The following is a 24338-nucleotide window of genomic DNA, read 5'->3' on the forward strand; positions in this document are numbered from 1 at the left end:
TCCTGTGACGTCGGGTCGGAGGGTTCTTGAAAGGTTCCAAGAAACGTTCCGAGAGAGCTTCTGTATGAAACGATTCAAGAGGGGAAGTTATGAGCCGCCCGCGAAGGTGTCAAGCCCTGCGACCAAGCCTGTTGCTCGTGACCCGGCTGTGACCTATGTGCATCGAAAGTTTTTCGACACGAACCCATTGACGTGACATGCACTGCATGCCTAACGTCCCGGCAACCAAGTTGAAACCTTTCACGACGCCGTGAGGCAGGGCCCGGGCGTCGTCGAGGAGCCCCTCATGACCCACCCGTCCGACGCGGGTCCCGCCCCGGTGCTGGCGCTCAAGGACATCTCGAAGTCCTTCGGCGCCGTACGCGCCCTGCGGGACGTGTCCCTGGAGCTGTTCCCCGGCGAAGTGCACGCACTCGCCGGCGAGAACGGCGCGGGCAAGTCGACCCTCATCAAGACCCTCGCGGGGGTGCACCGGCCGGACGCCGGCCAGGTGCTGCTCGACGGCGCGCCCGTCGTCTTCCACGGCCCCGGCGACGCCCGCGACGCCGGCATCGCCGTGATCTACCAGGAGCCCACCCTCTTCCCCGACCTCTCGATCGCCGAGAACATCTTCATGGGCCGCCAGCCCCGGCGCGCTCTCGGCCGCATCGACCACAAGGCCACCCACGCGGCGACAGCCGCCCTGATGCAGCGGCTCGGCGTCGAACTCGACCCCGACCGCCCCGCGCGCGGCCTGTCCATCGCGGACCAGCAGATCGTGGAGATCGCCAAGGCGCTCTCCTTCGACGCCCGCGTCCTGATCATGGACGAACCGACCGCGGCCCTGACCGGCAGCGAGGTCGCCCGGCTCTTCGGAGTCGTACGCACGCTGCGCGAACAGGGCGCCGCGGTGCTGTTCATCTCCCACCGGCTGGAGGAGATCTTCCAGATCTGCCAGCGGGTGACCACGCTCCGCGACGGCGCCTGGATCGCCAGCGAGCCGATCGAGGGCATGACCGAGGACGACCTCGTCCGCCGGATGGTCGGCCGCGACCTCGACGAGCTCTACCCCAAGCAGGACGTCGAGGCGGGCGAGGTGGCGCTCAGCGTGCGCCGGCTGACCCGGGAGGGCGTCTTCACCGACGTCTCCTTCGACGTACGGCGCGGTGAGATCGTCGGCCTCGCCGGACTGGTCGGCGCCGGCCGCACCGAGGTCGCCCGGGCCGTCTTCGGCATCGACCGCTGGGACGCGGGGGAGGTCGACGTCGACGGCAAGGCCCTGACGAACGGAGCCCCCTCCACCGCCATGGCCTCCGGGCTCGCCCTCGTCCCCGAGGACCGGCGCGCCCAGGGCCTGGTGATGGACATGTCCATCGAGCGCAACATCGGCCTCACCGGACTCCGTACGACCGTGAAGGCCGGCCTGATGGACCGCGGCGCCGAGCGCAGCCGCTCCCTCGACTGGGCGGTCAAGCTCCAGGTGAAGTACGCCCGCATCGCCGACACGGTCAACACCCTGTCCGGCGGCAACCAGCAGAAGGTCGTGCTCGCCAAGTGGCTGGCCACCGGCCCCAAGGTGCTGATCGTCGACGAGCCCACCCGTGGCATCGACGTCGGCACCAAGGCCGAGGTGCACCGGCTGCTCAGCGAACTCGCCGCCGACGGAGTGGCCGTCCTGATGATCTCCTCCGACCTGCCCGAGATCCTCGGCATGGCCGACCGCGTGCTGGTGATGCACGAGGGCCGCCTCACCGCCGAGATCCCGCGCTCCGAAGCCACCGAGGAAACCGTGATGGCCGCAGCCACGGGGAGGGCCGCCGCATGACGGTGACCACCACCGACAAGACCCCCGTCGCCGAGGTGCCCAAGTCCAGCGGCACCCGACTGGTCGACCGTGTCTTCAAGATGCGCGAACTCGCCATCCTGGTCGTCTTCCTGGTGATGATCGGCGTCACCCAGGCCGGCAACAGCGAGTTCCTGTCCGAGCAGGGCATCAAGGACCTCCTGCTCAACGCGACCATCCTGGTGCTGGTCGCCACCGGCCAGTCGCTCGTCGTCATCACCCGCAACGTCGACCTGTCGGTCGGCTCCACCCTCGGCATCAGCGCCTTCGCCGCCGGTACGTATCTGGAGGGCGGCGGCAACTCCGTCGTGGCGATCGCGCTCGCGGTCCTGCTCGGCATCGGCTGCGGACTGGTCAACGGACTGCTCGTCAGCCTCGGTCAGGTCCCCGCGCTCGTCGTCACCCTCGGCACGCTCTACATCATCCGCGGCATCGACTCCATCTGGGTCGGCTCCCGTCAGATCACGGCGGCGGGCCTCCCGGACGGATTCATCGACTTCGGCTCCGGCGGCATCTCGGCGGTGCCGTACCTGGCGCTGATCGCGCTGGCGGTGCTGGTGGCCACCGCGTACTACCTCAAGCACTTCGGCAGCGGCCGTGAGCTGTACGCCCTCGGCTCCAACCCCGAGGCCGCCCGGCTCGCCGGCATCCCCGTCCGCAAGCGGATCCTCGCCGCCTACACCTTCTGCGGGGCCCTCGCCGGACTCGCCGGCGCGATGTACCTGGCCCGGTTCGGCAACGTCGACTCCGGCACCGGCAACGGCTACGAACTCACCGTCGTCAGCGCGGTCGTGGTCGGCGGCGTCGTCTTCACCGGCGGCTCCGGCAGCGTCTACGGCGCCGCCCTCGGCGCCCTGCTGCTGACCTCCATCAACAGCGTGCTGCCCGCCCTCGGCGTCAGCTCCGTGTGGGTGCTCGCCATCAACGGCATCCTGCTCATCCTCGCCATCGCGGTCGACCGGGTCGTCGCGCTGCGCGTGGCCTCGGCCCTGAAGAAGAGGAACGCCCGCCATGCCTGAGTCCCTCAGCCGCGCGATCCGGTGGGACACGATCGTCGGCGCCGTCCTGATCGTCGTGCTCCTGCTGTCCTTCGGAACGGTCGACGGTTTCGGAAACGCCTTCAACCTGTCGTTCCTGATCGGCAGCACCCTTCCGATCGCCCTGATCGCCCTGCCGATGACCCTCCTGGTCGTCTCGGGCGAGATCGATCTCTCGGTCGCCTCCACCGCCGGTCTCTCCGGCGCCGTGATGGGCGCCCTGTGGAACCAGGGCATGACGATCGAGACGATCATCCCGATCTGCCTGCTGCTCGGCGTGGTCTGCGGCCTCATCAACGGCCTGCTCGTCACCCGGCTCGGGCTGCCCTCCCTCGCCGTCACCATCGGCACCCTCGCCGCCTACCGGGGCATCGCACAGATCGTGCTCGGCTCCGACGCGGTGACCGACTTCCCCACCCAGTACCTGGACTTCGCGTCCGGACGCATCGGGGACACCTTCATCCCGTACGCCTTCCTGCCCTTCCTGGTGCTGTTCGCGATCGCCGTGGTCGTCCTGCACGCCACCCCGTTCGGACGGTCCACGTTCGCGACCGGCGCGAGCGAGGAGGCCGCGCGGTTCGCCGGCATCCGGGTCAAGCGGCAGAAGCTGATCCTGTTCACGGTGACCGGCCTGATGGCCTCGCTCACCGGCATCTTCTGGGCGTTCCACTATGCGAGCGCCCGCTATGACAACGCGACCGGGCTCGAACTGTCCGTCATCGCGGCGGTGCTGCTCGGCGGCATCGACTTCGACGGCGGCAAGGGCACGCTGGGCGGCGCCATCGCCGGAGTGTTCCTGCTCGGCGCCCTGCAGAACGTGATGAGCCTCCAGGACGTCTCCGCACAGTCCCAGATCGTCGTCACCGGCATCCTTCTCGTCCTCTCCGTGCTGGGCCCCCGGGTCGCACGCCAGATCGCGGTGGCGAGGGCGGGCCGCAGAGCCGCCTCGACTCCGACCTCGTAAATCCGCTCACCCTCGTAAAGGACCATCATCATGCGCAAGTCGTCTCTTCGTCGTAGCTGTGCGGCCCTCGCCGCCGGAACCTCCCTCGCCCTGGCCCTGACCGCCTGTGGCGGCACCACCAAGAAGGATGTGGCGGACGAGGGCGCCTCGGCCGCCTCCACCGCCAAGGCAGACCCGAACGCGGCCACCAAGAAGGGCCTGACCGTCGGCTTCCTGCCCAAGCAGGTCAACAACCCCTACTTCACCTCCGCCGACAAGGGCGGCGAGGCGGCCCTGAAGGAGCTGGGCTCCAGCTACAAGGAGGTCGGCCCGTCCAACGCCACCGACACCGCCGGACAGGTGAGCTACGTCAACACGCTCACCCAGCAGCAGGTCGACGCGATGGCCATCTCCGCGCAGGACCCGGGCGCCCTGTGCACCGCGACCAAGCAGGCCATGAAGAACGACATCAAGGTCGTCACCTACGACTCCGACACCAAGGCCGACTGCCGCAACGCCTTCGTCTCGCAGGCCTCCGCCGAGGACCTCGGCCGCACCGAGGTGCAACTGCTCGCCGAACAGATCGACTACAAGGGCGAGATCGCGATCCTGTCCGCCGCGCAGACGGCGACGAACCAGAACACCTGGATCGACTTCATGAAGGACGAGCTGAAGGACCCCAAGTACAAGGACATCAAGCTCGTCAAGACCGCGTACGGCAACGACGACGCCCAGCAGTCCTTCCAGCAGACCCAGGGTCTGCTCCAGGAGTACCCGAACCTGAAGGGGATCATCTCCCCGACCACCGTCGGCATCAAGGCGGCCGCCCAGTACCTGTCGGGCTCCAAGTACAAGGGCAAGGTCAAGCTGACCGGCCTCGGCACCCCCAACGACATGCGCAAGTACGTCAAGAACGGCACCGTCGAGGCGTTCGAGCTGTGGGACCCCTCGAAGCTCGGCGCGCTGGCCGCGCAGACGGCCGTGGCGCTGGTCTCGGGCCAGATCACCGGTAAGGAAGGCGAGACCTTCAAGGCCGGCGGCACCACCTACACCATCGGCAAGGACGGCGTGATCAACCTCGGCAAGCCGACCGTGTTCAACGCCAAGAACATCGACCAGTTCAACTTCTGACCCCTCTTTCCCGCCGGGAGTGGTACTTCATGCAGCGCGTCTGTTTCCTGCTCAAGGTCCGTCAGGACAAGCTCGCCGAGTACCGCGAACGGCACGCCGCCGTGTGGCCGGAGATGCTCGAAGCACTCTCGGCCACCGGCTGGCACAACTACTCGCTCTTCCTCAGAGAAGACGGCCTGCTGGTCGGCTACCTGGAGACCGAGGACTTCCAGGCCGCCCTCGATGGCATGGCGGCCGCCGAGGTCAACGCCCGCTGGCAGGCCGAGATGGCCCCGTTCTTCGAATCCCTCGACGGAACCCGCCCCGACGAGGCGATGAAACCGCTCACCGAAGTGTTCCACCTCGCCTGATCCCACCCCCCTTCCCGCTCGCCGACAATGGAGTCCCCCGAGATGAAGAGACGAACGCTGCTGGGCGCCGCCCTCGCCGGTGCCGTGATGACCCCCGCCCTCGGCGCCGGCACCGCCCGCGCCGCCGACCCCGGCCCCTCGGTCACCCGGACCGGCAGCACCACGCTCGACAGCCAGGCCGTCTTCTTCGTCTCCTACGACGGCCTGGTCAACAACAACTCGTTCCAGAAGAACGGCCTGTTGACCTACAAGGGCTACCAGTACGCCGTCTGGTACACCGCCGACAAGAACGCCGTCGTCGGACGCCGCGTCCTGGGCGGCAGCACCTGGTCGACGGTCAAGGTCGGTCACACCCTCAAGGCCAGCGACTCCCACAACGTCATCTCCATGGGCGTCTCCAAGGTCGACGGCCGCCTGCACCTCAACATGGACTCGCACAGCGACGGCTTCACCTACGTCAAGTCGGTGGCCGGGCTCATGGACAACCCGTCCGGACTGAGCTGGACCACGAGCCGGTTCGGCGCGCCGCAGTCCACCCTCGACGGCCTCGCCCTCACCTCGCAGTTCACCTACCCGCAGTTCGTCTCCACCCCCGACGGCAAGCTCCAGCTCAGCTACCGCGTCGCCATATCCGGCAACGGCCGCAACGCCCTTGCGGAGTACGACGGTTCGACCTGGACGAACCTCGGCGAGTGGTCCAGCTCCACCGGCACCTACACCAGCGAGCACGGCTCCTCGACGGCCCGCAACATGTACCTGCACGGCATCGACTACGACGTCAACGGCCGACTGCACTCCTTCTTCACCTGGCGCGAGCAGAACGGCGCCGTGATGTGCTCCAGCGGCGGCATCACCAACCACGACACCGGCTACGTCTACTCCGACGACCGCGGCCGCACCTGGCGCAACAACGCCGGCACCGTCGTCGGCACCACCGGCGGCTCCGACAAGGTCGCCGTCACCGACTCCGGCCTCGTCATCGACGCGCTCAACCCGGACCACTCCCTGATGAACCAGGAGAGCCAGGCCACCGACTCCGCCGGCCGGCCGCACGCGATCATCAGTTACGTGCCCGGTCGCTTCGGTCAGTGCACCACCAACTACGTGTCCGACCGGACCGCGAACGGCCGGGCGTTCCACGTCCGCAAGAACGCGTCGGGCACCTGGCAGAAGACCGAGATACCGGTGGTACTGGGCTCCAGCCAGCGCACCAAACTGGTCCTGGACAAGTACAACAACGCCTACGCGATCTTCCCGTTCGGCCGGATCGCCGGAGCCTCCGCGGCCTCCGGATACACCGACTGGAAGATCCTCTTCGACGGCAGCGGCCTCAACGCGTTCGGCGAGGTCGTGTTCGACGAGATGCGGATCAAGGCCGACAACGTCCTGTCCGTCATGTACCAGGAGAAGTCCAGCGGTACGACGCCCTCGGCACTGCACGTCGTCGACTTCGCGCTTCCCGCCTGACCGAAGTCGTCCTGGGGCGGCGTGCCGGTAATGTGAAGGCCTGCCCGCCGCTCCTTGTTCACCTGGAGGTCCCTGCCCGATGGCCCAGTCGGTGGGTATCAAGGACGTCGCCCGTGCCGCCGGAGTCTCGGTGGGCACGGTGTCGAACGTGATCAATCGTCCGGACTCCGTCGCCACCGAGACCCGGGCCCGGGTCCTGTCCGCGATCGACCGGCTCGGTTACGTCCGCAGCGAGTCCGCGCGCCAGCTGCGCGCGGGCCGTAGCCGGATCATGGGACTGCTCGTCCTCGACATGGGCAACCCGTTCTTCGTGGACGTCGCGCGCGGCGCCGAGCGGGCCGCCCGGGACGCCGGGCTCGGCGTGATGGTCTGCAACAGCGCGCAGAGCCCCGGCGAGGAGGCCGAGTACCTCTCGCTCTTCGCCGAACAGCGGGTCCGGGGCGTCCTGCTCACCCCCGCCGACGCGACGGGCCGCAACATCGAGAGCTTCCGGCGCCACGGCATCCCCTTCGTCCTCGTCGACCGCGTCGCCGAGGGGACCACGGAGTGCTCCGTCTCCGTCGACGACGTCGCGGGCGGCGCCCTCGCCGTACGCCATCTCATCGACGCCGGACACCGCTCCATCGCGTACGTCAGCGGCCCGCCCGGCTTCAACCAGGTCCGCGACCGTCGCACCGGCGCCCTCAACGCGCTCGCCGAGGCCGGCCTCGCCCCCGAGGTGCTGCGCGAACTGCCCACCGAACGCCTCGACGTCGCGGCCGGACGGGACGCCGGCGCCCGCCTCCTCGGCCTCGCCGACCGCCCCACCGCGGTCTTCTGCGCCAACGACCTCCTGGCCCTCGGTGTGCTCCAGGCGATGTACGCGGCCGGGATAAACGTCCCCGACGACCTCGCCATCGTCGGCTACGACGACATCGAGTTCGCCGCCGCCGCGGCCGTCCCCCTCACCTCGGTCCGCCAGCCCGCCGTCACCATGGGCGCCCTGGCCGCGGAACTGCTGCTGGAGGAGACGGAGGCGGAGACCGTGACGCGCCGGCACGAGCACCGGCGGGTGGTGCTCCAGCCGGAACTGGTCGTACGGCGCTCGAGTCTCTCCGCCCGCTGATCCACCGGTCAGTACGATTTCATGATCCCGGGGATCGGATATCGGACGGACATGTGCTGAACTGGGACGCGCCTGAAGTAGTCCGTCCGTCCCGGGAGCCCTGTTGACCGCGACCTACCGCCAGCCCGGCGTCGTCCTCACCGACCGCCGCTTCACCGTGCCGCTCGACCACGACGACCCCACGGGGGAGACGATCGAGCTCTACGCCCGTGAGGTGGTCGCCGGAGACAAGGCGCAGCAGAACCTGCCGTGGCTGGTCTACCTCCAGGGCGGACCCGGCTTCGGCGCGAACCGCTTCGTCGGCAGGCCCGCCTGGCTGGGCCGTGCCCTCAAGGAGTTCCGTGTCCTGCTCCTGGACCAGCGCGGCACCGGCCACTCCACGCCCGCCAACCGGCAGACGCTCCCGCTGCGCGGCGGCCCCGCCCAGCAGGCCGACTACCTCACGCACTTCCGCTCCGACTCGATCGTCCGCGACTGCGAGGCGATCCGCCCCCGGCTCACCGGCGGCGCCCCCTGGACCGTCCTCGGCCAGAGCTTCGGCGGCTTCTGCGCGGTGAACTACCTCTCCAGCGCCCCCGAGGGCCTCAGCGCCGCCGTGATCACCGGTGGCCTGCCCTCCCTCGACGCCCACGCCGACGACGTCTACCGCGCCGCCTACCCGCGCATCGAGCGCAAGGTCGCCGCGCACTACGCCCGCTACCCGCAGGACGTCGAGCGCGCCCGCCGTATCGCCGACCATCTCCTCCACCACGAGGTGATCCTGCCGAACGGCTACCGCCTCACCGTCGAGGCCTTCCAGTCCCTCGGCATCGTTCTCGGCGGCGGCGAGGGCAGCCACCGTCTGCACTTCCTCCTGGAAGAAGCCTTCGTCCGCACCCCGAACGGCCCGGCGCTCTCCGACGCCTTCCAGGAAGAGGTCCAGGGCCTCCTCTCGTACGCGGGCCACCCGCTCTACGCCCTCGTCCACGAGGCGATCTACGGCCAGGACGCCCGGGCGACGGACTGGTCGGCCGAGCGCGTGCGCACCGAGTTCCCGCAGTTCGACGCCGCCAAGACGCTCGCGGGCGACGGACCGCTGCTGTTCACCGGCGAGTCCGTCCACCCCTGGACGTTCGAGACCGACCCGGCGCTGCGCCCGCTGCGCGAGACCGCCGAACTCCTCGCCGCCCGCACCGACTGGACACCGCTGTACGACAGCGCCCGGCTCGCCGCCAACGAGGTCCCGGTCGCCGCGGCCGTCTACCACGACGACATGTACGTCGACACCGCCCACTCGCTGGACACCGCCCGCTCGATCCGCGGCCTGCGCACCTGGGTCACCGACGAGTTCGAGCACGACGGCGTCCGGGCCGGCGGCCCCCGCGTCCTGGACCGGCTGCTGGCGCTCGCACGCGACGAGGCCTGATGTCGGTGGCGCGGCTTAGTCTCGGGGCATGACAGAGCCGACGACCACTCAGCTTCTGCCCATGCCCGAGGACTGGCGGCGCGCCCTCGCGGTCGTGGCCCACCCGGACGACCTGGAGTACGGCTGCTCGGCCGCGATCGCCGCCTGGACCGACGGTGGCCGGGAGGTCGCCTACGTCCTCGCGACCCGCGGCGAGGCGGGCATCGACACCCTGGAGCCCGACAAGTGCGGTCCGCTGCGTGAGCAGGAGCAGCGGGCCGGCGCGGCGGTCGTCGGGGTGTCGACGGTGGAGTTCCTCGACCACAAGGACGGCACGATCGAGTACGGCCTCGCCCTGCGCCGCGACATCGCCGCCGCGATCCGCCGCCACCGGCCGGAGCTGGTGATCACCCTCAACCACCGCGACACCTGGGGCGGCGTCGCCTGGAACACCCCGGACCATGTCGCGGTGGGCCGCGCGACCCTGGACGCGGCCGCCGACGCCGGCAACCGCTGGATCTTCCCGGACCTGCTGGACCAGGGCCTGGACCCGTGGAACGGCGTCCGCTGGGTGGCCGTCGCGGGTTCGTCGACCCCCACCCACGCGGCGGACGCCTCGACCGGCCTGGAACGCGCGGTGCGCTCACTGCTCGAACACCGCGCGTACATCGAGGCGTTGACGAGCGAGGACCCGGAGACGTATGCCCGCGGCTTCCTGAGCGGGAACGCCACGGCGACGGGGGAGCGGTTCGGCGGGAAGCCGGCCGTGGCGTTCGAACTGTTCGGTCGATAGGGTCGCGCCCACCGTTGATCGAACAGGTGTCGCCGCTATCCTCGTTCGAGCCGATGAGCAGGGCGAACGGCGCCCGTGCGCAGGACGAGGGACCGGGAGTGAGTCGGATACGTGTCGCGGTGGGACTCGGCGCGGTGGCCATGGGGACGGCGTGGGCAGTCGGCGGTGTGGCGGGACTACGGGATGTCGTAGGCGTTCTCCTGGTCGCGGTACCGGCGTTGCTGGTCCTGGCCGGTGCGGTGCTGCTGCTTCGGGCGGCCGTGCCGGACGGCCAGCTCGGCGGGCCCCTCATGCTCGTCGGTGTCGGTGTCGGTGTGCTGGTGCTGCGCTTCGACGTCCCGCAACTGCCGGAACTGTCGGGTCAGGCGCCGACCGCGCTGATCCTGGGGGGAGTCTTCGTGGCGCTGTTCCGTGGACGGTCGGGATCGGGTCTCGACATCGGGGTCAGGCGCTACACCTCACTGCTGTATCCACGCGTGCGTGCTTCCCTGGAGGGCAGGGCCCCCAAAAAGCTCATTCTGCGTGCCCTCTTGTTCGGCGAGGTCGACATCGACCTGTCGCGCTGCGAGTTTCCCTTCGAAGCGCGCCTGGTAGTGGATGTCACGATGTTGTGGGCCCGCGTCCGCCTCAAGGTGCCGGCCGACTGGACGGTCCTGGCGGGCCGCGTCGAACTCACCTCGGGGGTCCGGTTCCACGGGCGTCTCTCCGAGCCTGCCTTCGCGTCCCCGCAGCCGTCGCCGGACGAGGAGAGGACCGTCGTGGTGAACGTCCAGGGGCTAGGCGGAGTTGTCTCCCTGACCCGGGGATCCTGACGCCGGAGATCCAGGTGAGGGCTCCGGGTGTTTGTAGGCGATGCCCGGAAGGCTGTCCTTGGCGAGCGCCGCACGGCGGGCGAAGAACCTTGTGAGTGTCGTGTTCTGCTTGTGCTCCTCCGCGGGTGTGTCGGGGAGCTTCAGATGGAGAGCCGAGAGCATGTCGAACCGGTGCAGGTCGAAGGCCGCGGCCAGCAGCTGCCGGTGCCCTGTGGCCACCCGCATCGCTCCGCGATAGGCCCCGACGCTCAGTAGCGCGGTGGCGACGGGTACCAGACTCCATGCATTGAGATGGCCGAGCAGAGGTGAGCCGGCCAGGGTGGCGAGCCCGAAGCACACACTCAACGCGCAGGTGGTGTCGAGCAGGTCCAGCTGCTGGTTGATGGCGGTCGCCAGCTTGGGGGACAACTGCGGATACAGGCGTGCAGAGACTGTGGGCAGATCCAGTCCGTACCTCCTGCCGCTGTCGTCCTCGGCCTCTCTCAGGATGTTTCCGAGCATGGTCGGCATCAGCCGGTCGTGGCCCGCGCCCAGTGGGCCGGGGACTGGATGCGGACCGCTGGGATAGCGCAGGGCCAGCCGTCTGGCCTGGGCGGCGAGGCGGCCTGCACGTCGTCTTCTGCGGGCGAGAATCACCACTTTCTCGAAGTCGGTTCCCGGTTCGTCGGCCAACTCCAGTTCCTTGACCACACCCGCAGTGCTCAGGCGGCGACGGTGCCGCTCGGTGGCGAGCGCCGCAGCCGTCGCCGGGAGCGCACGGCTGTGCCAATACCCCTCGAGTATCTGCACCAGAGTGACCTGGAAGGGGCGCAGCAGCAGGCCGGCGAGGAGACACGCGAAGGCGGCGAAGGCCAACCAGCCGGGATTCTCCTTGGCATCATGCGCGAGCCGGCCGACCTGGGGGCTGTCTCCCGTGTAGGCACCGGACATGATCAGCGCGGTCACATACCCGGTCAGCACGGTTACCGGCAGCACGCTCACCAAGGTGAAACGGGCGCCGCCGAGGGCCTTGCCGGCAGCCTGCGAAAGCCCGGACAGCACAGGGCTCATCCTCCCGAGTCGGACAGCGGGGCCGGCTCCATGCGCGCGCCGCACCTCTGGCAGCGCGGCGCCGAAGGTTCCGTGTCGTAGGAATGCGCCCACTTGCACGTGGACTTCGAACACCGGTAGTCCCAGCCCGAGTTCGCGCCCTCACCGCGGGACAGGTCGGGATCGCCGTAGCGCACGACGAGCACGCCCAGCACCGCGACGAGGCGAACCCCCAACGTGACGCGGAACCGAACACGCACCTCGTGCTCCCCCGGGCAGAACGGCAGTGCGCCCAAGTATGCGGCGTGTACATGCCTCCCGGTAAGACGTCTCCGCGGTCTGACTCAGGCGGCCACGACCAGCGTCCCGACCGCCCGCCGCGGGCTCACCACCCGTCCGTCCGGGAGGAGTTCACCGGTGTCGTCGAAGACGATCGTGCCGTTGCACAGCAGGTGCCAGCCCTGTTCAGGGTGGGACGACACGATGATCGCGGCGTGGTGGTCCGTGCTGTCGGCGGTGGGGCACGCGGGCTGGTGGCTGCACATGACGTCTCTCCACGGTCTTCGGCGGGGTGGTTCTCCTGGTTCCGTCGGCCTGCTTCTCAGTGGTAGCCGACTTTGTTTTCTCTTGTATGTAGAGACCCCCACAGGGCGAGAAATTCATCGGTGAGGTTTGTTCCGTATGCTGGAAACATGCAAGATCACATAGCCGGCCCCGCCGACCTGCGCGGTGACTGCGCGAGCTGCTTCGGGCTGTGCTGCGTCGCCCTGCCCTTCACGGCGTCGAAGGACTTCGCCGTGGACAAGCCGGCCGGCAAGGCCTGCTCGAACCTCCAGGACGACCACCGCTGCGGCATCCACGCCCGGCTGCGGCAGAAGGGCTTCACCGGCTGCACGGTCTACGACTGCTTCGGCGCCGGACAGAAGGTCTCGCAGGTCACCTTCGGCGGCCGGGACTGGCGCACGGGCCCGCGCGAGGACGCCCGCCGCATGTTCGACGTGTTCCCGGTCGTCCGCCAGCTGCACGAGCTGCTCTGGTACCTCACCGAGGCCCTCACCCTGCCCGCCGCCCGCCCGGTCCACGCCGACCTGCGTCGCGTCCTGGAGCGGACGGAGCAGCTCACGTGCCAAACCCCCGAGGAACTGGGCGTGTTGGACGTGGGCGCGCACCGCCAGGACGTCAACGTGCTGCTGCTGAGGACCAGCGAACTGGTCCGCGCGGGCACCCGGGGCAAGAAGAAGGACCGCCGGGGCGCCGACCTGATGGGCGCCCGCCTCAAGGGCGCCGACCTGCGCGGTGCCGACCTCCGCGGCGCCTACCTCATCGCCGCCGACCTCACCGGCGCCGATCTGCGCGGCGCGGACCTGATCGGTGCCGACCTGCGCGACACCGACCTCACGGACGCCGACCTGACCGACGCGTTCTTCCTGACCCAGCCGCAGCTGAACGCGGCGAGGGGGAACGCGGGCACGAGGTTGCCGGAATCCGTTACCCGCCCTGGGCACTGGACGCGCCCCTGAGGGCAGCTCGGTTCGGCCGCCGACCGGGTACGACGAGGGGCTCTCCCTGCGCACGCGGCGAAACCGTGCGGAGAACCCGACCGCGTCGGCCCGGCTCAGTCACCGGCCCCATGCACAGGACACCGAGGCTCTGAAACCGCAGTCTCCGCCTCCTCCACGGTCGCCCGCTCCGCCAGCGCCGACACGCTGCGCCGCTCCAGTCGCAGCCGCAGCCCCTCCGGCATCAACGTCAGCCGCTCCGTCACCCGCAGCCGGTAATCCGGGTCGGCCCCCAGCTCGTACCGGCGCAGCAGCAGACCCAGCACCAGCGTGGCCTCGTGCAGCGCGAACTGCCGGCCGATGCACGCCCGGGCCCCCGTGCCCCACGGCTTGAAGGCGTGCGGGGCCCGGGTCCGTACGGCCTTCGGGTCGAACCGGTCCGGGTCGAACCGCTCGGCGTCCGCACCCCACACCTCGGGATCGCGGTGCAGCATCGGCGTGAGGACCAGCGTCCACGCACCCCGCCGCATCGGGTGCCGCCCGGCGAGCACCGTGTCCTCGAGCGCCTCCCGGGCGAAGGCGGGCGCCGTGGGCCACAGCCGCAGCGACTCGTCCAGCACTCGGCGCACGTAGCGCAGCTTGGCCACCTGGTCGTAACCGGGCACGGCCGTGTCGCCCCACACCCGGTCCACCTCGGCACGCGCGCGTGCCGCGACGTCCGGGTGCCGGGAGAGATAGTGCAGGGCGAAGGAGAGCGCACCCGACGTGGTCTCGTGGCCGGCCACCAGGAAGGTGATCACCTGGCGCCGGACGTTCTCCGCGGACAGCCGCTCTCCGGTCTCCGGGTGGGCCGTCTCCAGCATCCGGTCCAGCAGGTCCCCGTCCCCGCCTCCGCTCGCCGTACGACGCTCCTGGACCAGTTCGTCGACCGTCCGGTTCAGATGGGCGATGTCGGCCTCGTTGCGCCGCGCCGCCTCCCGCAACAACCCCGGCCAGGGCACCGTGTTGAGTCGCTGCGCGTACGTCAGCGTGCCCACCATCGCCGTGATGAACGGATGCGGCCGGTCCCGCTCGAAGGAACCGAAGTCGTGCCCGAACCCGGTCCGGGCGATCGTCTCCAGCGTCAGCTTGGTCATGTCCCCGGGAACGTCCACCGCGCGGTCCGCCGCGATCTCCCGGTCCCAGTGGTCGGTCAGCCGTTCGGCCACGGCCAGCATCATCGGGTGGTAGGCCGCCATCGCCTCACGGCTGAAGCCCGGTGCCAGCACATCGTGTGCCAGCTGCCAGTTCGGCTCGTGGTTGTACGCCGTGAACAGCCCGTCCCCGGCGACCGGCCGCAGATTGGCGATGCCGAGCCCCACGTGCTTGGCGAAGCGCGTCTCGTCGGCGAGGTCGGCCGCGAGTTCGGCGCCCCACACGAACACGAACTCCCGGTTGAAGGCCTTGCGCCGGTAGATCGGCCCCAGCATGCGGGCGTACTTGAGGGAGTCCTGCAGCGGTGTGCGCCGGTTGGCGCCGAGTACATCGCCGAGGAGGGGGATCCGGCGCGGCGGGTGCGGGATGCGGCGCAGCTCGGGCCAGCCGTGCTCCGCGCTGCGGAACCCCTTGGGCAGAGCGGTCCCGGTCGTCGTCCTCGCCATGACGCCATCTCCCTTGCAGCACCCGCGGATTGAGCGTGTTGTACGTGAGTTCAATAGCATGAATCAGTCTGATCCCGTTGTTGAACCGGCGTCAAGTAAAGTGCTGCCATGGCCGCCGAGCAGGGCGCACGCACACGCCGTCGACTCAGCACCGAGGAGCGCCGTGAGCAGCTCCTCGCCGTCGGCGCGCGACTGTTCTCGGAGAGTCCGTACGACGAGGTGTGGATCGAGCGCGTCGCCGAGATCGCCGGGGTCTCGCGCGGGCTGCTGTACCACTACTTCCCGACCAAACGGGACTTCTTCGCGGCCGTCGTCGAGCGGGAGAGTGTACGGATGCTGCGGATGACCGCGGCCGTGCCCGGTATCCCGGTGCGCGAGCAACTGTCGGCCGGACTCGACACGTTCCTGGAGTACGTCGAGGCCCACGCGCACGGTTACCGCGCCTTCCACCGGGCCGACGCGGCGGGTGACCAGGCCGTGCGCAAGGTGTACCAGCGAGCGCTCGCCGCACAGGAGCGGCAGATCCTGGCCGCTCTGGCAGCGGACCCGGAGTTCGGTGCGGTCCTCGAGACGCGGCCCGACACCAGGCTCGCCGTGCGCGGCTGGCTGGCCTTCATCACCGCCGTCTGTCTGGAGTGGCTGAGGGGTTCGGACCTCTCGCGCGAGCAGGTGCGCGACCTGTGTGCCCGTGCCCTTTTGGGTGTCGTCGCCCCCTGAGTGCGCCCGCGTGCGCTGAAAAGGACCCGTAAAGGATCAGGTCGCCGGTTGGCGTACACCCCGATCTCGGATAGGTTAGGCAAGGCTTACCTAAGGAGGTTCTGGGATGGGTGCTGGGATGGGTGAACAAAGCTGGGCGGCCGCGCCCGCCGCGGCGGAGCGGGCGCGCTCGGTGCTCGCCACCGCGTGGTCCTGCGCGGTGACCGCGGACGGCGGCCGTGAGGAGTTCGTCGGCGCGCACACCGTGACCGAGGACGGCCGGGTGCAGCTGCAGGTGCCGGAGGACAGTGCCCTGCTCGCGGCCGCGATCTGCGCGCCTCGCGGCGAGCCGTCCGCCGTGCTGGAGTTCGCCGACGTCTCGCCCGTCCCCGTGCGCAACCGTATCCGGGCCCGCCTCTGGCTCGCCGGCTGGTTCGTGCCCGAGGACGGCGACCTGGCGTTCCAGGCGACGCGGGTGGTACTGCGCGAGCCGTCCGGTGCCGTGGTCGTCGACCTCGACGAGTTCGCCGCCGCCGCACCCGACCCGCTGGCCACGGCCGAGGCCCGGCTGCTGACCCACCTCGCAGACTGCCACTCCGACGCGGTCGAGCGGCTCACCCGGCTCGTCGAGCCCGACAGCCTGCACGGCGCGGTGAAGGTCCAGCCGATCGCCGTCGACCGGCACGGACTGACGCTGCGCATCGAGCGCACCCGCGCCCAGGGCGACGTACGCCTGCCGTTTCACCGTCCCGCCGACGACGTCGCGCAGCTCACCGAGCGGATGCACGTCCTGCTCACCCAGGCCGCCTCCGCCTCCTGCCCGCGCGCCCTACAGCGGCAGCGCACAGACGGCGACGGGTGACGCGAACGGCTTTCCCGCGAGCCGCAGTTCACCACTGTCCGCGTCCACCCGGAACACGCTCACCGTGCTGGAGCGCTGGTTCGCCGCGAACAGCAGCGCCCCGTCCGGCGAGAAGGCGATCTGCCGCGGGAAGTTGCCGGCCACCGGCACGGTGTCCAGCAGCCTGAGCCGGGCGCCGTCCGCCTCGACCGCGTAGCGCGTGAGGCTGTTGTGGCCCCGGTTGGCGAGATAGGCGTACGAGCCGTTCGGCGTCACCAGGATCTGTGCCGGGTAACTGGTGCCCGGCCCCGTCCCCGTGGACTGTGCCTCGCCGACGGTGAGGCGGCCGGTCTTCGTGTCGTAGGCGCAGACGGCGACCGTGTTGTCGACCTCGTTGGCCAGGTAGGCGTACCGGCCGTCGGGGTGGAAGGTCAGATGGCGCGGTCCGGCGCCCGGCCGGGTGTGCGCCTGCGCGACCTCGGTGAGCTTCCCGGTCCGCTCGTCGAGCCGATAGGTGTAGACGGTGTCCGTGCCCAGGTCGACGGCGAGGACATGGCCGCCGTCGGGAGTCGTGACGATCTGATGGGCATGCGGGCCCTCCTGGCCGGGCCCGGGCTCCGGTGCGGAGTGGGTGACGAGGTCGGCGCGCTCACCGATCGCCCCCGTGTCGTCGATCGGATGCACCGCCACGCTGCCCGAGCCGTAGTTGGCGCTCAGCAGCCAGCGCCCGTCCGGATGCACCGACACATGACAGGGCGCACCCCCGCCCGTGCTCCGGCTGCCCAGAACCGTGCGGTCGGCCATCCGTACGGCGGTCACGGCCCCCTGCTCCCGCTCGTTCACCGCGTAGAGCGTGCGGCCGTCGGGATGCGGGGCGAGATACGACGGGTCGCCGACACCGGTGAGAGTCCTGCCGGCGGTCACCTCGCCCGTCGCCGGGTCGTAGGTGGCGAAGCCGATGCCGGTGCCGCCGCCCTCGACGGAGGTGTAGGTGCCGAGGTGGAGAGGGCGGGGGCCGGTGGGCGTCGGTGAGGCACTGGGGGCGGTTGCCTCAGGAGCCCGGGGCGTCGGAGGCGGCGAGGCCGTGGCGGGCGTCGTGGGCGCCGACGCCGCAGAGCCCGGCGACTCGCCGCAGCCCGCCGCCGCGGCCCCCGTCCCCGCGAGGGCGGCGACGAATCGCCGCCTGCTCCAGCCGCCCCTGCCCATGCACGCACCTCGGATGGTCGGTTGCCTCAGCCGTCACCACCTTGACGTGGACCACCCCTCACGTGCAAACGGCTCTACCAGTCGCCGTCCTCCACCGGCTTGCCCGGCGCGTCCTTGAGCGGCAGCACCTGCGCCGGGTACGGCTCCTGCCAGGGTTCGTGATCGTCGCCGAGCCAGTCGCCGACCGGCTTCACACCCTCCAGGGCGTCCGTGGGGGCGAGATCCTCCGCGTCCTGGTCGTAGTAGTCGTACCAAGGCAGCCCCGCCTGTGTGTACGCCGAGCGGTCCACGGGCGACGGCGGGGGCTCCTCGCCGGTGATGCGACGCCACTGCGGAGGCGTCACCAGGTGCACGAAGACCCGGCCGCCGGGCCGCTCGGCCCAGTCGGACAGGGGACGGTCGTCCTTGTAGACCTCCTGGCGCATCGAACCGCCGACACCGAGGCCCATACCGGCCGGGGCGGCGGGGGCCGGGGCGGCCATCATCTGCGGGGCGGCCCCGAAGGAGGGGGCGTGCATCGGCGCCCTGGCGCGGCGCTCCCGCTCCCGCTCCCGCGACTCGCGCCACCGCACGAGCGGCTCGTCCTTGAGCGGGAACGACTGCAGCTGTACGCCGCCCCACACCTCCTCGCCCGTGACCTGCCCCTCGACGGTCGCACCCAGACCGAGCGGCACAGCCACGAACTGCTTGACCGTGCCCGTCCCGGAGTTGATGCCGTCCAGCCACGGCTGCCGGGGCAGTACGACGTAGTTCTGCGGCTTGCGCGAGAGCCGGCCGCTCCACGGCTTGCCCGAGACCGCGCACACCTTGCCCACCCCGACCTGGAGCGCGGCCGGCTCGGTGGTGCCGCCGAAGCTCAGCCACATCGCCTCGCGCAGATACACGGGCAGCATCACCCCGCCGCGCGCCCGCCATGCCTCGGGCACGCGGTCCGCGTGGTCGGCGACCCGGCGCAGCGGGAACTCCCCGAGTCCCGGTGGCAGCGGATGCGTGCCCGTCTCCGGCAGGCGCAGGGTGCGGATGAACCGCACCGCCACCCCGCCGGGCAGCCTCAGCGTGTTCCCGTCGATGCGTACGCCGGTCATCCTGCTCGCCCCCTTGGTCAGCCCTGGTGACTACGTCACCTAGAACGACGGGCGAGGGCGGGACGGTTCCTGCGCAGCCGCTCCTGAAGCCGGGTCAGCCGCGGCATCCGCTCGCGCTGCTCCCGGGAGGTGCGGTCCAGCTCCTCCAGGAGCCGGTGCGAGCGGTGCTCGGTGTCCAGCTCGTCGAGGATGCGGTTCACCTCGGTGAGCACGGCGCCGTGCAGCTGCCACTGCCGGGCGTCGCGCTGGACCTCCTCCAGGAGCAGCTGGGCGAGCTTGTCGCGGGTGGCCGCGGCGTGCCGGAGCTGGGAGGCGAGCCGCTCCTCCGCCGACTCGGCGCTGCGGGAGACATCGGCGGTGACCAGCACCGCGAAGCTCACCACGGCGTCGGCGATCTCCGACAGCAGCTGCTCCACGGCGGCGCCCGCCTGCCGTGCGAACAGCCGCTCGGACTCGCGTTCCTTGGCGAGGTCGGTGAGGGTGCGCGCGAGTACCCGCAGGACAACCGTGCAGATCTCCAGCGTGTCGAGACCGGTGCGCAGCACCACCCGGTGCAGCAGGCCCTCGCGGACACGCGGATTGAGCCGCAGGCTGTCCTCGGCCTGCTTGAGGGCCGCGTCCACCTCGACGATGTCGTGGTCCAGGCGCCGCGCCTCGTGCAGTCGCTCCGTGGCGTGCTCGACCGGCGTACGGCCCGCGGCCTCCTCGCCCATGCGCAGCATCAACTGCCGTACCCGGCGCGCGAGCCCCTCGATCGACTCGCCCGCCTCGTCCACCCACACCGGCGGCGCGAGCAGCAGATTGAAGCCGAGCCCGACGACCGCGCCGATCAGCGTCTCCAGCACCCGCGCCCACGCGGTGTCCCCGACGGTCGTGACCCCGAGGACCAGCATCGCGCTGATCGCCACCTCGGGCACGTACTCGTCGACCTTGACCAGATGCCCCACCCCGAGCGAGGCCAGGATCAGCAGGGCCAGACTCCACCAGGTGAGCCCCACCAGCAGGCTGAAGGCGATGGCGACGAGGACGCCGGCCACCACGGCGTTCACCCGGCGGATGCCGTTGGTGAGCGTCGCGTAGAGGGTGACCTGGACGACCAGCAGCGCGGTCAGGGGCGCGGTGAGCGGGGCCGCCTCGGGACTCAGGCGCAGCGCGATGACGTAGGCGATCGTCGCCGCGGCCGCCGACCGCAGCGTCTGTACGACCACCGGATCCCTGCGTTGCTTCACGAAGCGCACGAGGGACGCCGTCCACTCACGTACATCTCGCATCCTCAGGCTGCCCTCTTCCACAGTTGCGCGCCTTCACACATTGCGGACCGTAACTGTCCGCAACGACGCCTAGATTGTTCGTACAAACCCGTCGACGGCAAGTGGGGAGAGCAGTGATGACGGACACCCGGGGTCTTGAGGTTCTCATGGGAGCGCACGGCTACCTGCGTGCGGTGGTCGTGGCGGTGCCGGAATCGGCATGGGGAGCGCCGACGCCGTGCACCGAGTGGACGGCCCGGCAGGTTCTCAACCACGCCCGTGTCGACCAGCAGGGCTATGGCCTCGCGATCACCGGTGGCCGTCCGGACTCCGACCCCTTCGCCCCGGCCGACGCACTCGCCGCGGACCCGTCGGCGGAGCTGGAGGCGGTGCTGCGCCTGGTGGCGGACGCGTACGCCGGTCTGCCCGCCGACGCGGACGAGGTGCCGACCCCGCTCGGACCGATGCCGCTGCCACTGGCCGCCGCGGCGGCCGCGATGGACGCGGCCGTGCACGCCTGGGACATCGCGGTCGCGACCGGCCAGGACGCGCCGTTGACGGAGGAACTGGCCGAGGGGATCTGGCCGGTCGCGGAACGGCTCGTGGATCATCTCCGGGACTCCTACCGGGTGTTCGCACCCGCCCGGAAGGTGCCGGACGGCTCCGGCAGGGCTGACGCGCTGCTCGCCTTCCTCGGCCGCGATCCCCAGTGGCGACCGGGGGTTCTCCGCACTTCGTGACGGAGGACAGCCGGATGGCCGCCGCCCGCCCGGTGGGAAAGCCTCGGACGATGAAGAGGATCGGAACACTCCTGACCCTGCTCATCGCGCTGGCGGCCGGCACCCCGGCCGCCGCGACACCGACCCCCACGGTCGTCGACACCCTCGACCGGGCGGCCCTCCCCCTGCGCACGGTCGAACCGGGCGGCGACACCCGCGATCTGCGCGCCCTCGACCCGATGATCGGCGACGCCCGCGTCGTCGGTCTGGGCGAGGCCACCCACAGCTCCCACGACTTCTTCGCCCTCAAGGACCGCGTCTTCCGCCACCTCGTCGAGGAGGAGGGCTTCCGCACCTTCGCCCTGGAGGCGCCCTGGAGCACCGGTCTGCGCCTCAACGACTATGTGCTGCACGGCAAGGGCGACGTCCGGCGCATCATGCGGGAGGAGTTCCAGCGCGACTACCTGTGGTGGAACAACACCGACTATCTGCGACTCCTGGAGTGGATGCGCGCCTACAACGTCCGCCACCCCGACGACCCCGTCCGCTTCCTGGGCGACGATCTCGCCTGGACGGGACCGGAGTTGTACGACTCCGTCGGGGACGCGGTGGCCGCCGCCCACCCGGAGTCGAGCGCCCGCCTCGCCGAGCTCTATCGCGGACTACGGCCCATGACCCAGACCGGCACGTACATCGAGCAGTACCTGGCGAAGCCGTACGCCGAACGCAAGGACATGGCCCGACGCACCGGCGAGGCACTGGAGTTGGTCGAGAAGGCGGGAGTCGATGACCTGAGCCTGCGGAACGCGATCGCGATCGACCGGACCGCCCGGCAGTACGCCTTCGACTTCGAGGACCCGGCGCAACTCGCCGCGGCCATGCGCTACCGCGACGAGGCGATGGCCGACAACGTCGTCTGGTGGCAACGGCACACCGGCACCAGGGTGCTGCTGTCGGCGCACAACAACCACATCGGCTACGTCCCGGACGACCCGGCCCACTACCCGAAGGTGCAGGGCGCCTTCCTGCGCGACAGCCTCGGCTCGCGGTATGTGAACATCGGCCTGACCTTCGACAGCGGTTCGTTCAACGCCACCGGACAGGAGGACGAGACGGTCCGGCGCTGGACGCTGGGTCCGGCAGGGCCGGGCAGCAACGAGCGGACCCTGGACCGGGTGCGCCACCGCGACTACGTGCTCGACATGAGGTCCGTGGGTTCACCCGCCCGCGCATGGCTGCTCGGGGCGCGGCCGACACGCAGCATCGGAACGGCGTACCCGGACGGCCCGGACGACACCGCACTCGCCCGCAGTTACGACGTCCTGGTCCACCTTCACCGGGTGGTGGCGGCCCGGCTGCGGGACCGGTAACCGGAGACCTTCGCGAGGTTGCCGCAGCGGTCCATCGAGCACCAACGGCGGCGCCGGGCCTGGGAGTCGTCGAGGAACAGCAGGGAACAGGCCGGGTTCCCGCACTCCTTGACCCGCTCGATCAGGGGCCCGCCCGCCAGCAGTACGGCGTCCCGGGCCACCGTCGCCAGGGCGGCCCGTGCCGGATGCCGGGCCGTCCAGCGTGCCTCTCCCAGCTGGGGTGCCAGATCGGGCTTGGCCGCCGCGTCGTTGACCAGTTCGACATCGGCGGCCTCCGGCTCCCGCCCGGCCATCGCGGTGCGTACGAGACGGTTGACGGCCTCTCGCAGCACGCGCGCGTCGGCGAGATCCCGCGCGGTGGCGTGCGCCGGCTCCTCGCCCACGGTCAGTTCCGCCTCCGTCAGCCAGCGGGCCAGCGCGGCGGGGTCCGGCAGCCGCTCCTTGGGCGTGGCGTGCCGCTTGCCGAGCGTGGCCACGAAGTCCAGACAGGGGCGGCCGCCGACGAACGGAAAGGCGAGCTCGGGGTCGGTGCTGGTCATGAGGGCGAGCTTACCTGCCGCGCGAGGCTCTTGACACCTCTTGAACCGGTGTCGCAGAGTGACACCTGTTCAAGAGGTGTCAGTCGCGACGAGAGCGGGTGGGGTATGCGCGCGGTGCGGATCGAGGAGTTCGGCGGACCCGAGGTGCTGGTGGAGGCCGAGGTGCCGGATCCGGTGGCGGGGCCGGGGGAGGTGCTCGTACGGGTCGCCGCGGCCGGAGTGAACCGTGTGGACGCCCTGCTGCGGGCCGGTGTCTACCACCGGGCCGGGCGGCTCCCGCTGATCCCGGGCGCCGAGGCGGCCGGTGTCGTCGCCGCGGTGGGGGAGGGGGTGAGCGACTTCGCGGTCGGGCAGCGGGTGGTCGCGCTGGACGGGGTGAAGTCACCGGGCTTCTACGCCGAGTTGGCGGCCGTGCCCGTCACCCAGGTGGTCGCCCTGCCGGACGGAGTGGAGCTGACCGAGGCGGCGACGCTGCCCATCGCCTGGCTCTCCGCCTGGTACTGCGTACGGCATCTCGCCAAGGTCACCAAGGAGGACACCGTGGTGGTGAAGGCCGCCGCGAGCGGGGTGGGCACCGCGGCCGTGCAGATCGCCGCCGAGTCCGGGGCCCGCGTCATCGCGCTCGCCGGATCGGCACAGAAGGCTGCCTGGGCGGGGGAGTTCGGCGCCCACACCACCCTCGACACCTCCGCGTACCCCGACGAGGCCGAGGTCGAGGAGGTGCTGCGGCTCACCGACGGGCGCGGAGCCGACGTCGTCCTCGACATCGTCGGCGGCGCCGCCTTCGCGCGGAGCCTGCGCCAGGTCGGACACGGCGGCCGGGTCGTGGCGCTCGCCAACGTCGCCCTGGCGCCCAGCACCATCGACACCCGCGACTTCTACCCGAAGAACGCGGCGATCCTCGGCTTCCAGCTCACCAACCGACAGCGCCACGGCTGGGACCCCCGCGCCGACCTGCGCGAACTGGCCGAGCGGGTCGCCGCGGGCGCCTATCGCGTACCGGTCGAGACCGTGCTGCCCCTCGCGCGGGCGCGCGCCGCCCACGAGCAGCTGGAGCGGCGCGGGAACCGGGGCAAGATCGTGCTCGCCGTGGACTGAGTCAGGCGTGGAGCTTGTCGATGAAGGCGGACAGATTGCCCGTCGTGCGGGCGATCTGCTCCTCCAGCGTCAGACTCTCCTCGATCCGCAGGGTGCTCGGCGGGACCTTCCTGCCGCGGACGTAGAGGGAACAGGCCAGGTCGGTGCACATGTACAGACCGACGGAATTGCCCTCCCGCCCGGCCGTACCCGCCTTGCGCGCGGTCATGAGCGAGACGCCGCCGCCCGGATGGGTCGTCAGGCACAGCGAACACATGCTGCGGTGCAGGAAGCCTCGGTGTGCGGAGGTCAGGCGCAGCGTCAGACCGACGAGCCGGCCGCCCCGCTCGGTGACCAGGTAGCTGCGGTCGGGCGCCCCGGGATCTCGCCAGCCGAGGAAGTCGAGATCGTCCCAGGGGCGTTCGTCGAGATCGCGCGGCACGGCCACGCGTTTGGCCTCCCCCTTGGAACAGTTCACAAAAGAGTCGCGAATGTCGTGCTCGGTCAGTGATCTCATGGGGGAGCCTCCTGGGGGCGTCATGT

At 70.6% G+C, this 24338-nt stretch carries 25 protein-coding genes; 16 read left to right on the forward strand and 9 right to left on the reverse strand.

The window, feature by feature from the left end; translation table 11 throughout:
* Positions 1-286 precede the first annotated feature (286 nt).
* From OHU89_RS42710 to OHU89_RS42755, 10 genes are all read left to right on the forward strand, one after another.
* The gene (locus OHU89_RS42710; protein ID WP_405650622.1) at positions 287-1804 is read left to right on the forward strand and encodes a sugar ABC transporter ATP-binding protein; all 1518 of its coding nucleotides are present in this window, start codon (positions 287-289) and stop codon (positions 1802-1804) included.
* Positions 1801-2841 (forward strand): ABC transporter permease, encoded by a 1041-nt coding sequence (locus tag OHU89_RS42715; protein WP_405650624.1) that lies wholly within the window; start codon positions 1801-1803, stop codon positions 2839-2841. Before OHU89_RS42710 ends, OHU89_RS42715 begins: the two co-directional genes overlap by 4 nt.
* Entirely contained in the window at positions 2834-3823 is a 990-nt protein-coding gene (locus OHU89_RS42720) for an ABC transporter permease (RefSeq protein ID WP_405650626.1), read from the forward strand. The genes OHU89_RS42715 and OHU89_RS42720 overlap by 8 nt, the downstream gene beginning before the upstream one ends.
* A 30-nt stretch (positions 3824-3853) precedes the next feature.
* Positions 3854-4933: a rhamnose ABC transporter substrate-binding protein gene (gene rhaS / locus OHU89_RS42725; RefSeq protein ID WP_046256858.1), complete on the forward strand. Its 1080-nt coding sequence runs from the start codon at positions 3854-3856 to the stop codon at positions 4931-4933.
* A gap of 29 nt (positions 4934-4962) precedes the next feature.
* Positions 4963-5283 carry an L-rhamnose mutarotase gene (locus OHU89_RS42730; RefSeq protein ID WP_405650628.1) on the forward strand — a complete coding sequence of 107 codons (321 nt, stop codon included), beginning with the start codon at positions 4963-4965 and terminating at the stop codon, positions 5281-5283.
* A 42-nt stretch (positions 5284-5325) separates the two neighbouring features.
* Complete coding sequence (locus OHU89_RS42735; protein ID WP_405650630.1) at positions 5326-6750, forward strand: BNR repeat-containing protein; 1425 nt, start codon at positions 5326-5328, stop codon at positions 6748-6750.
* Between the two features lie 79 nt (positions 6751-6829).
* Positions 6830-7855: a LacI family DNA-binding transcriptional regulator gene (locus OHU89_RS42740; protein ID WP_266884820.1), complete on the forward strand. Its 1026-nt coding sequence runs from the start codon at positions 6830-6832 to the stop codon at positions 7853-7855.
* 103 nt (positions 7856-7958) lie between these two features.
* The gene (locus tag OHU89_RS42745) at positions 7959-9260 is read left to right on the forward strand and encodes an alpha/beta fold hydrolase (protein WP_405650633.1); all 1302 of its coding nucleotides are present in this window, start codon (positions 7959-7961) and stop codon (positions 9258-9260) included.
* Between the two features lie 28 nt (positions 9261-9288).
* Positions 9289-10032, forward strand: a complete 744-nt coding sequence (locus tag OHU89_RS42750) for a PIG-L deacetylase family protein (RefSeq protein WP_405650636.1) — start codon at positions 9289-9291, stop codon at positions 10030-10032.
* Positions 10033-10130: 98 nt separating this feature from the next.
* On the forward strand, positions 10131-10844 hold the full coding sequence (locus tag OHU89_RS42755) for a hypothetical protein (RefSeq protein WP_405650638.1): 714 nt from the start codon (positions 10131-10133) through the stop codon (positions 10842-10844).
* Here the strand turns inward: OHU89_RS42755 and OHU89_RS42760 are convergent.
* The 3 genes from OHU89_RS42760 to OHU89_RS42770 all read right to left on the reverse strand — a co-directional run bounded on the left by OHU89_RS42760 (position 10809) and on the right by OHU89_RS42770 (position 12418).
* The gene (locus OHU89_RS42760; RefSeq protein WP_405650641.1) at positions 10809-11894 is read right to left on the reverse strand and encodes a hypothetical protein; all 1086 of its coding nucleotides are present in this window, start codon (positions 11892-11894) and stop codon (positions 10809-10811) included. The two genes, OHU89_RS42755 and OHU89_RS42760, sit on opposite strands and share 36 nt — an antisense overlap.
* Positions 11891-12133, reverse strand: coding sequence for a hypothetical protein (locus OHU89_RS42765; protein WP_405650643.1), 243 nt, complete (start codon positions 12131-12133; stop codon positions 11891-11893). The genes OHU89_RS42760 and OHU89_RS42765 overlap by 4 nt, the downstream gene beginning before the upstream one ends.
* Positions 12134-12217: 84 nt before the next feature.
* Positions 12218-12418, reverse strand: coding sequence for a DUF5999 family protein (locus tag OHU89_RS42770; protein WP_046256864.1), 201 nt, complete (start codon positions 12416-12418; stop codon positions 12218-12220).
* 147 nt (positions 12419-12565) lie between these two features.
* On the opposite strand from OHU89_RS42770, the gene OHU89_RS42775 reads away from it, so the two are divergent.
* Complete coding sequence (locus OHU89_RS42775; RefSeq protein ID WP_405650646.1) at positions 12566-13393, forward strand: pentapeptide repeat-containing protein; 828 nt, start codon at positions 12566-12568, stop codon at positions 13391-13393.
* 95 nt (positions 13394-13488) lie between these two features.
* On the opposite strand, the gene OHU89_RS42780 is transcribed toward OHU89_RS42775, so the two are convergent.
* On the reverse strand, positions 13489-15012 hold the full coding sequence (locus OHU89_RS42780) for a cytochrome P450 (protein WP_405650648.1): 1524 nt from the start codon (positions 15010-15012) through the stop codon (positions 13489-13491).
* Between the two features lie 108 nt (positions 15013-15120).
* Between OHU89_RS42780 and OHU89_RS42785 the strand changes: the two genes are divergently transcribed.
* The gene (locus OHU89_RS42785; protein ID WP_405650651.1) at positions 15121-15729 is read left to right on the forward strand and encodes a TetR/AcrR family transcriptional regulator; all 609 of its coding nucleotides are present in this window, start codon (positions 15121-15123) and stop codon (positions 15727-15729) included.
* Positions 15730-15847: 118 nt separating this feature from the next.
* Positions 15848-16570, forward strand: a complete 723-nt coding sequence (locus OHU89_RS42790; protein WP_405650653.1) for a DUF2470 domain-containing protein — start codon at positions 15848-15850, stop codon at positions 16568-16570.
* Here the strand turns inward: OHU89_RS42790 and OHU89_RS42795 are convergent.
* The 3 genes from OHU89_RS42795 to OHU89_RS42805 form a co-directional block, all read right to left on the reverse strand.
* Positions 16538-17755 (reverse strand): lactonase family protein, encoded by a 1218-nt coding sequence (locus tag OHU89_RS42795; RefSeq protein ID WP_405650656.1) that lies wholly within the window; start codon positions 17753-17755, stop codon positions 16538-16540. The genes OHU89_RS42790 and OHU89_RS42795 overlap by 33 nt on opposite strands.
* 74 nt (positions 17756-17829) lie before the next feature.
* Positions 17830-18840, reverse strand: coding sequence for a hypothetical protein (locus OHU89_RS42800; RefSeq protein WP_405650659.1), 1011 nt, complete (start codon positions 18838-18840; stop codon positions 17830-17832).
* 35 nt (positions 18841-18875) lie between these two features.
* On the reverse strand, positions 18876-20111 hold the full coding sequence (locus tag OHU89_RS42805) for an aromatic acid exporter family protein (protein ID WP_405650662.1): 1236 nt from the start codon (positions 20109-20111) through the stop codon (positions 18876-18878).
* A gap of 116 nt (positions 20112-20227) precedes the next feature.
* Between OHU89_RS42805 and OHU89_RS42810 the strand changes: the two genes are divergently transcribed.
* Both OHU89_RS42810 and OHU89_RS42815 read left to right on the forward strand, forming a co-directional pair.
* Positions 20228-20830, forward strand: coding sequence for a TIGR03086 family metal-binding protein (locus OHU89_RS42810; protein WP_405650664.1), 603 nt, complete (start codon positions 20228-20230; stop codon positions 20828-20830).
* A gap of 50 nt (positions 20831-20880) precedes the next feature.
* Positions 20881-22179, forward strand: coding sequence for an erythromycin esterase family protein (locus tag OHU89_RS42815; protein WP_405650667.1), 1299 nt, complete (start codon positions 20881-20883; stop codon positions 22177-22179).
* On the opposite strand, the gene OHU89_RS42820 is transcribed toward OHU89_RS42815, so the two are convergent.
* Positions 22143-22718: a CGNR zinc finger domain-containing protein gene (locus OHU89_RS42820; protein WP_405650670.1), complete on the reverse strand. Its 576-nt coding sequence runs from the start codon at positions 22716-22718 to the stop codon at positions 22143-22145. The two genes, OHU89_RS42815 and OHU89_RS42820, sit on opposite strands and share 37 nt — an antisense overlap.
* Before the next feature lie 105 nt (positions 22719-22823).
* On the opposite strand from OHU89_RS42820, the gene OHU89_RS42825 reads away from it, so the two are divergent.
* Complete coding sequence (locus OHU89_RS42825; protein WP_405650672.1) at positions 22824-23816, forward strand: zinc-binding alcohol dehydrogenase family protein; 993 nt, start codon at positions 22824-22826, stop codon at positions 23814-23816.
* A gap of 1 nt (position 23817) precedes the next feature.
* On the opposite strand, the gene OHU89_RS42830 is transcribed toward OHU89_RS42825, so the two are convergent.
* A complete protein-coding gene (locus tag OHU89_RS42830) occupies positions 23818-24312 on the reverse strand; it encodes an FBP domain-containing protein (RefSeq protein WP_266884786.1) in 495 nt (164 codons plus the stop codon).
* Between the last annotated feature and the right edge of the window lie 26 nt (positions 24313-24338).

The sequence above is a fragment of the Streptomyces sp. NBC_00019 genome (assembly GCF_045041015.1).
Lineage (GTDB): Bacteria > Actinomycetota > Actinomycetes > Streptomycetales > Streptomycetaceae > Streptomyces.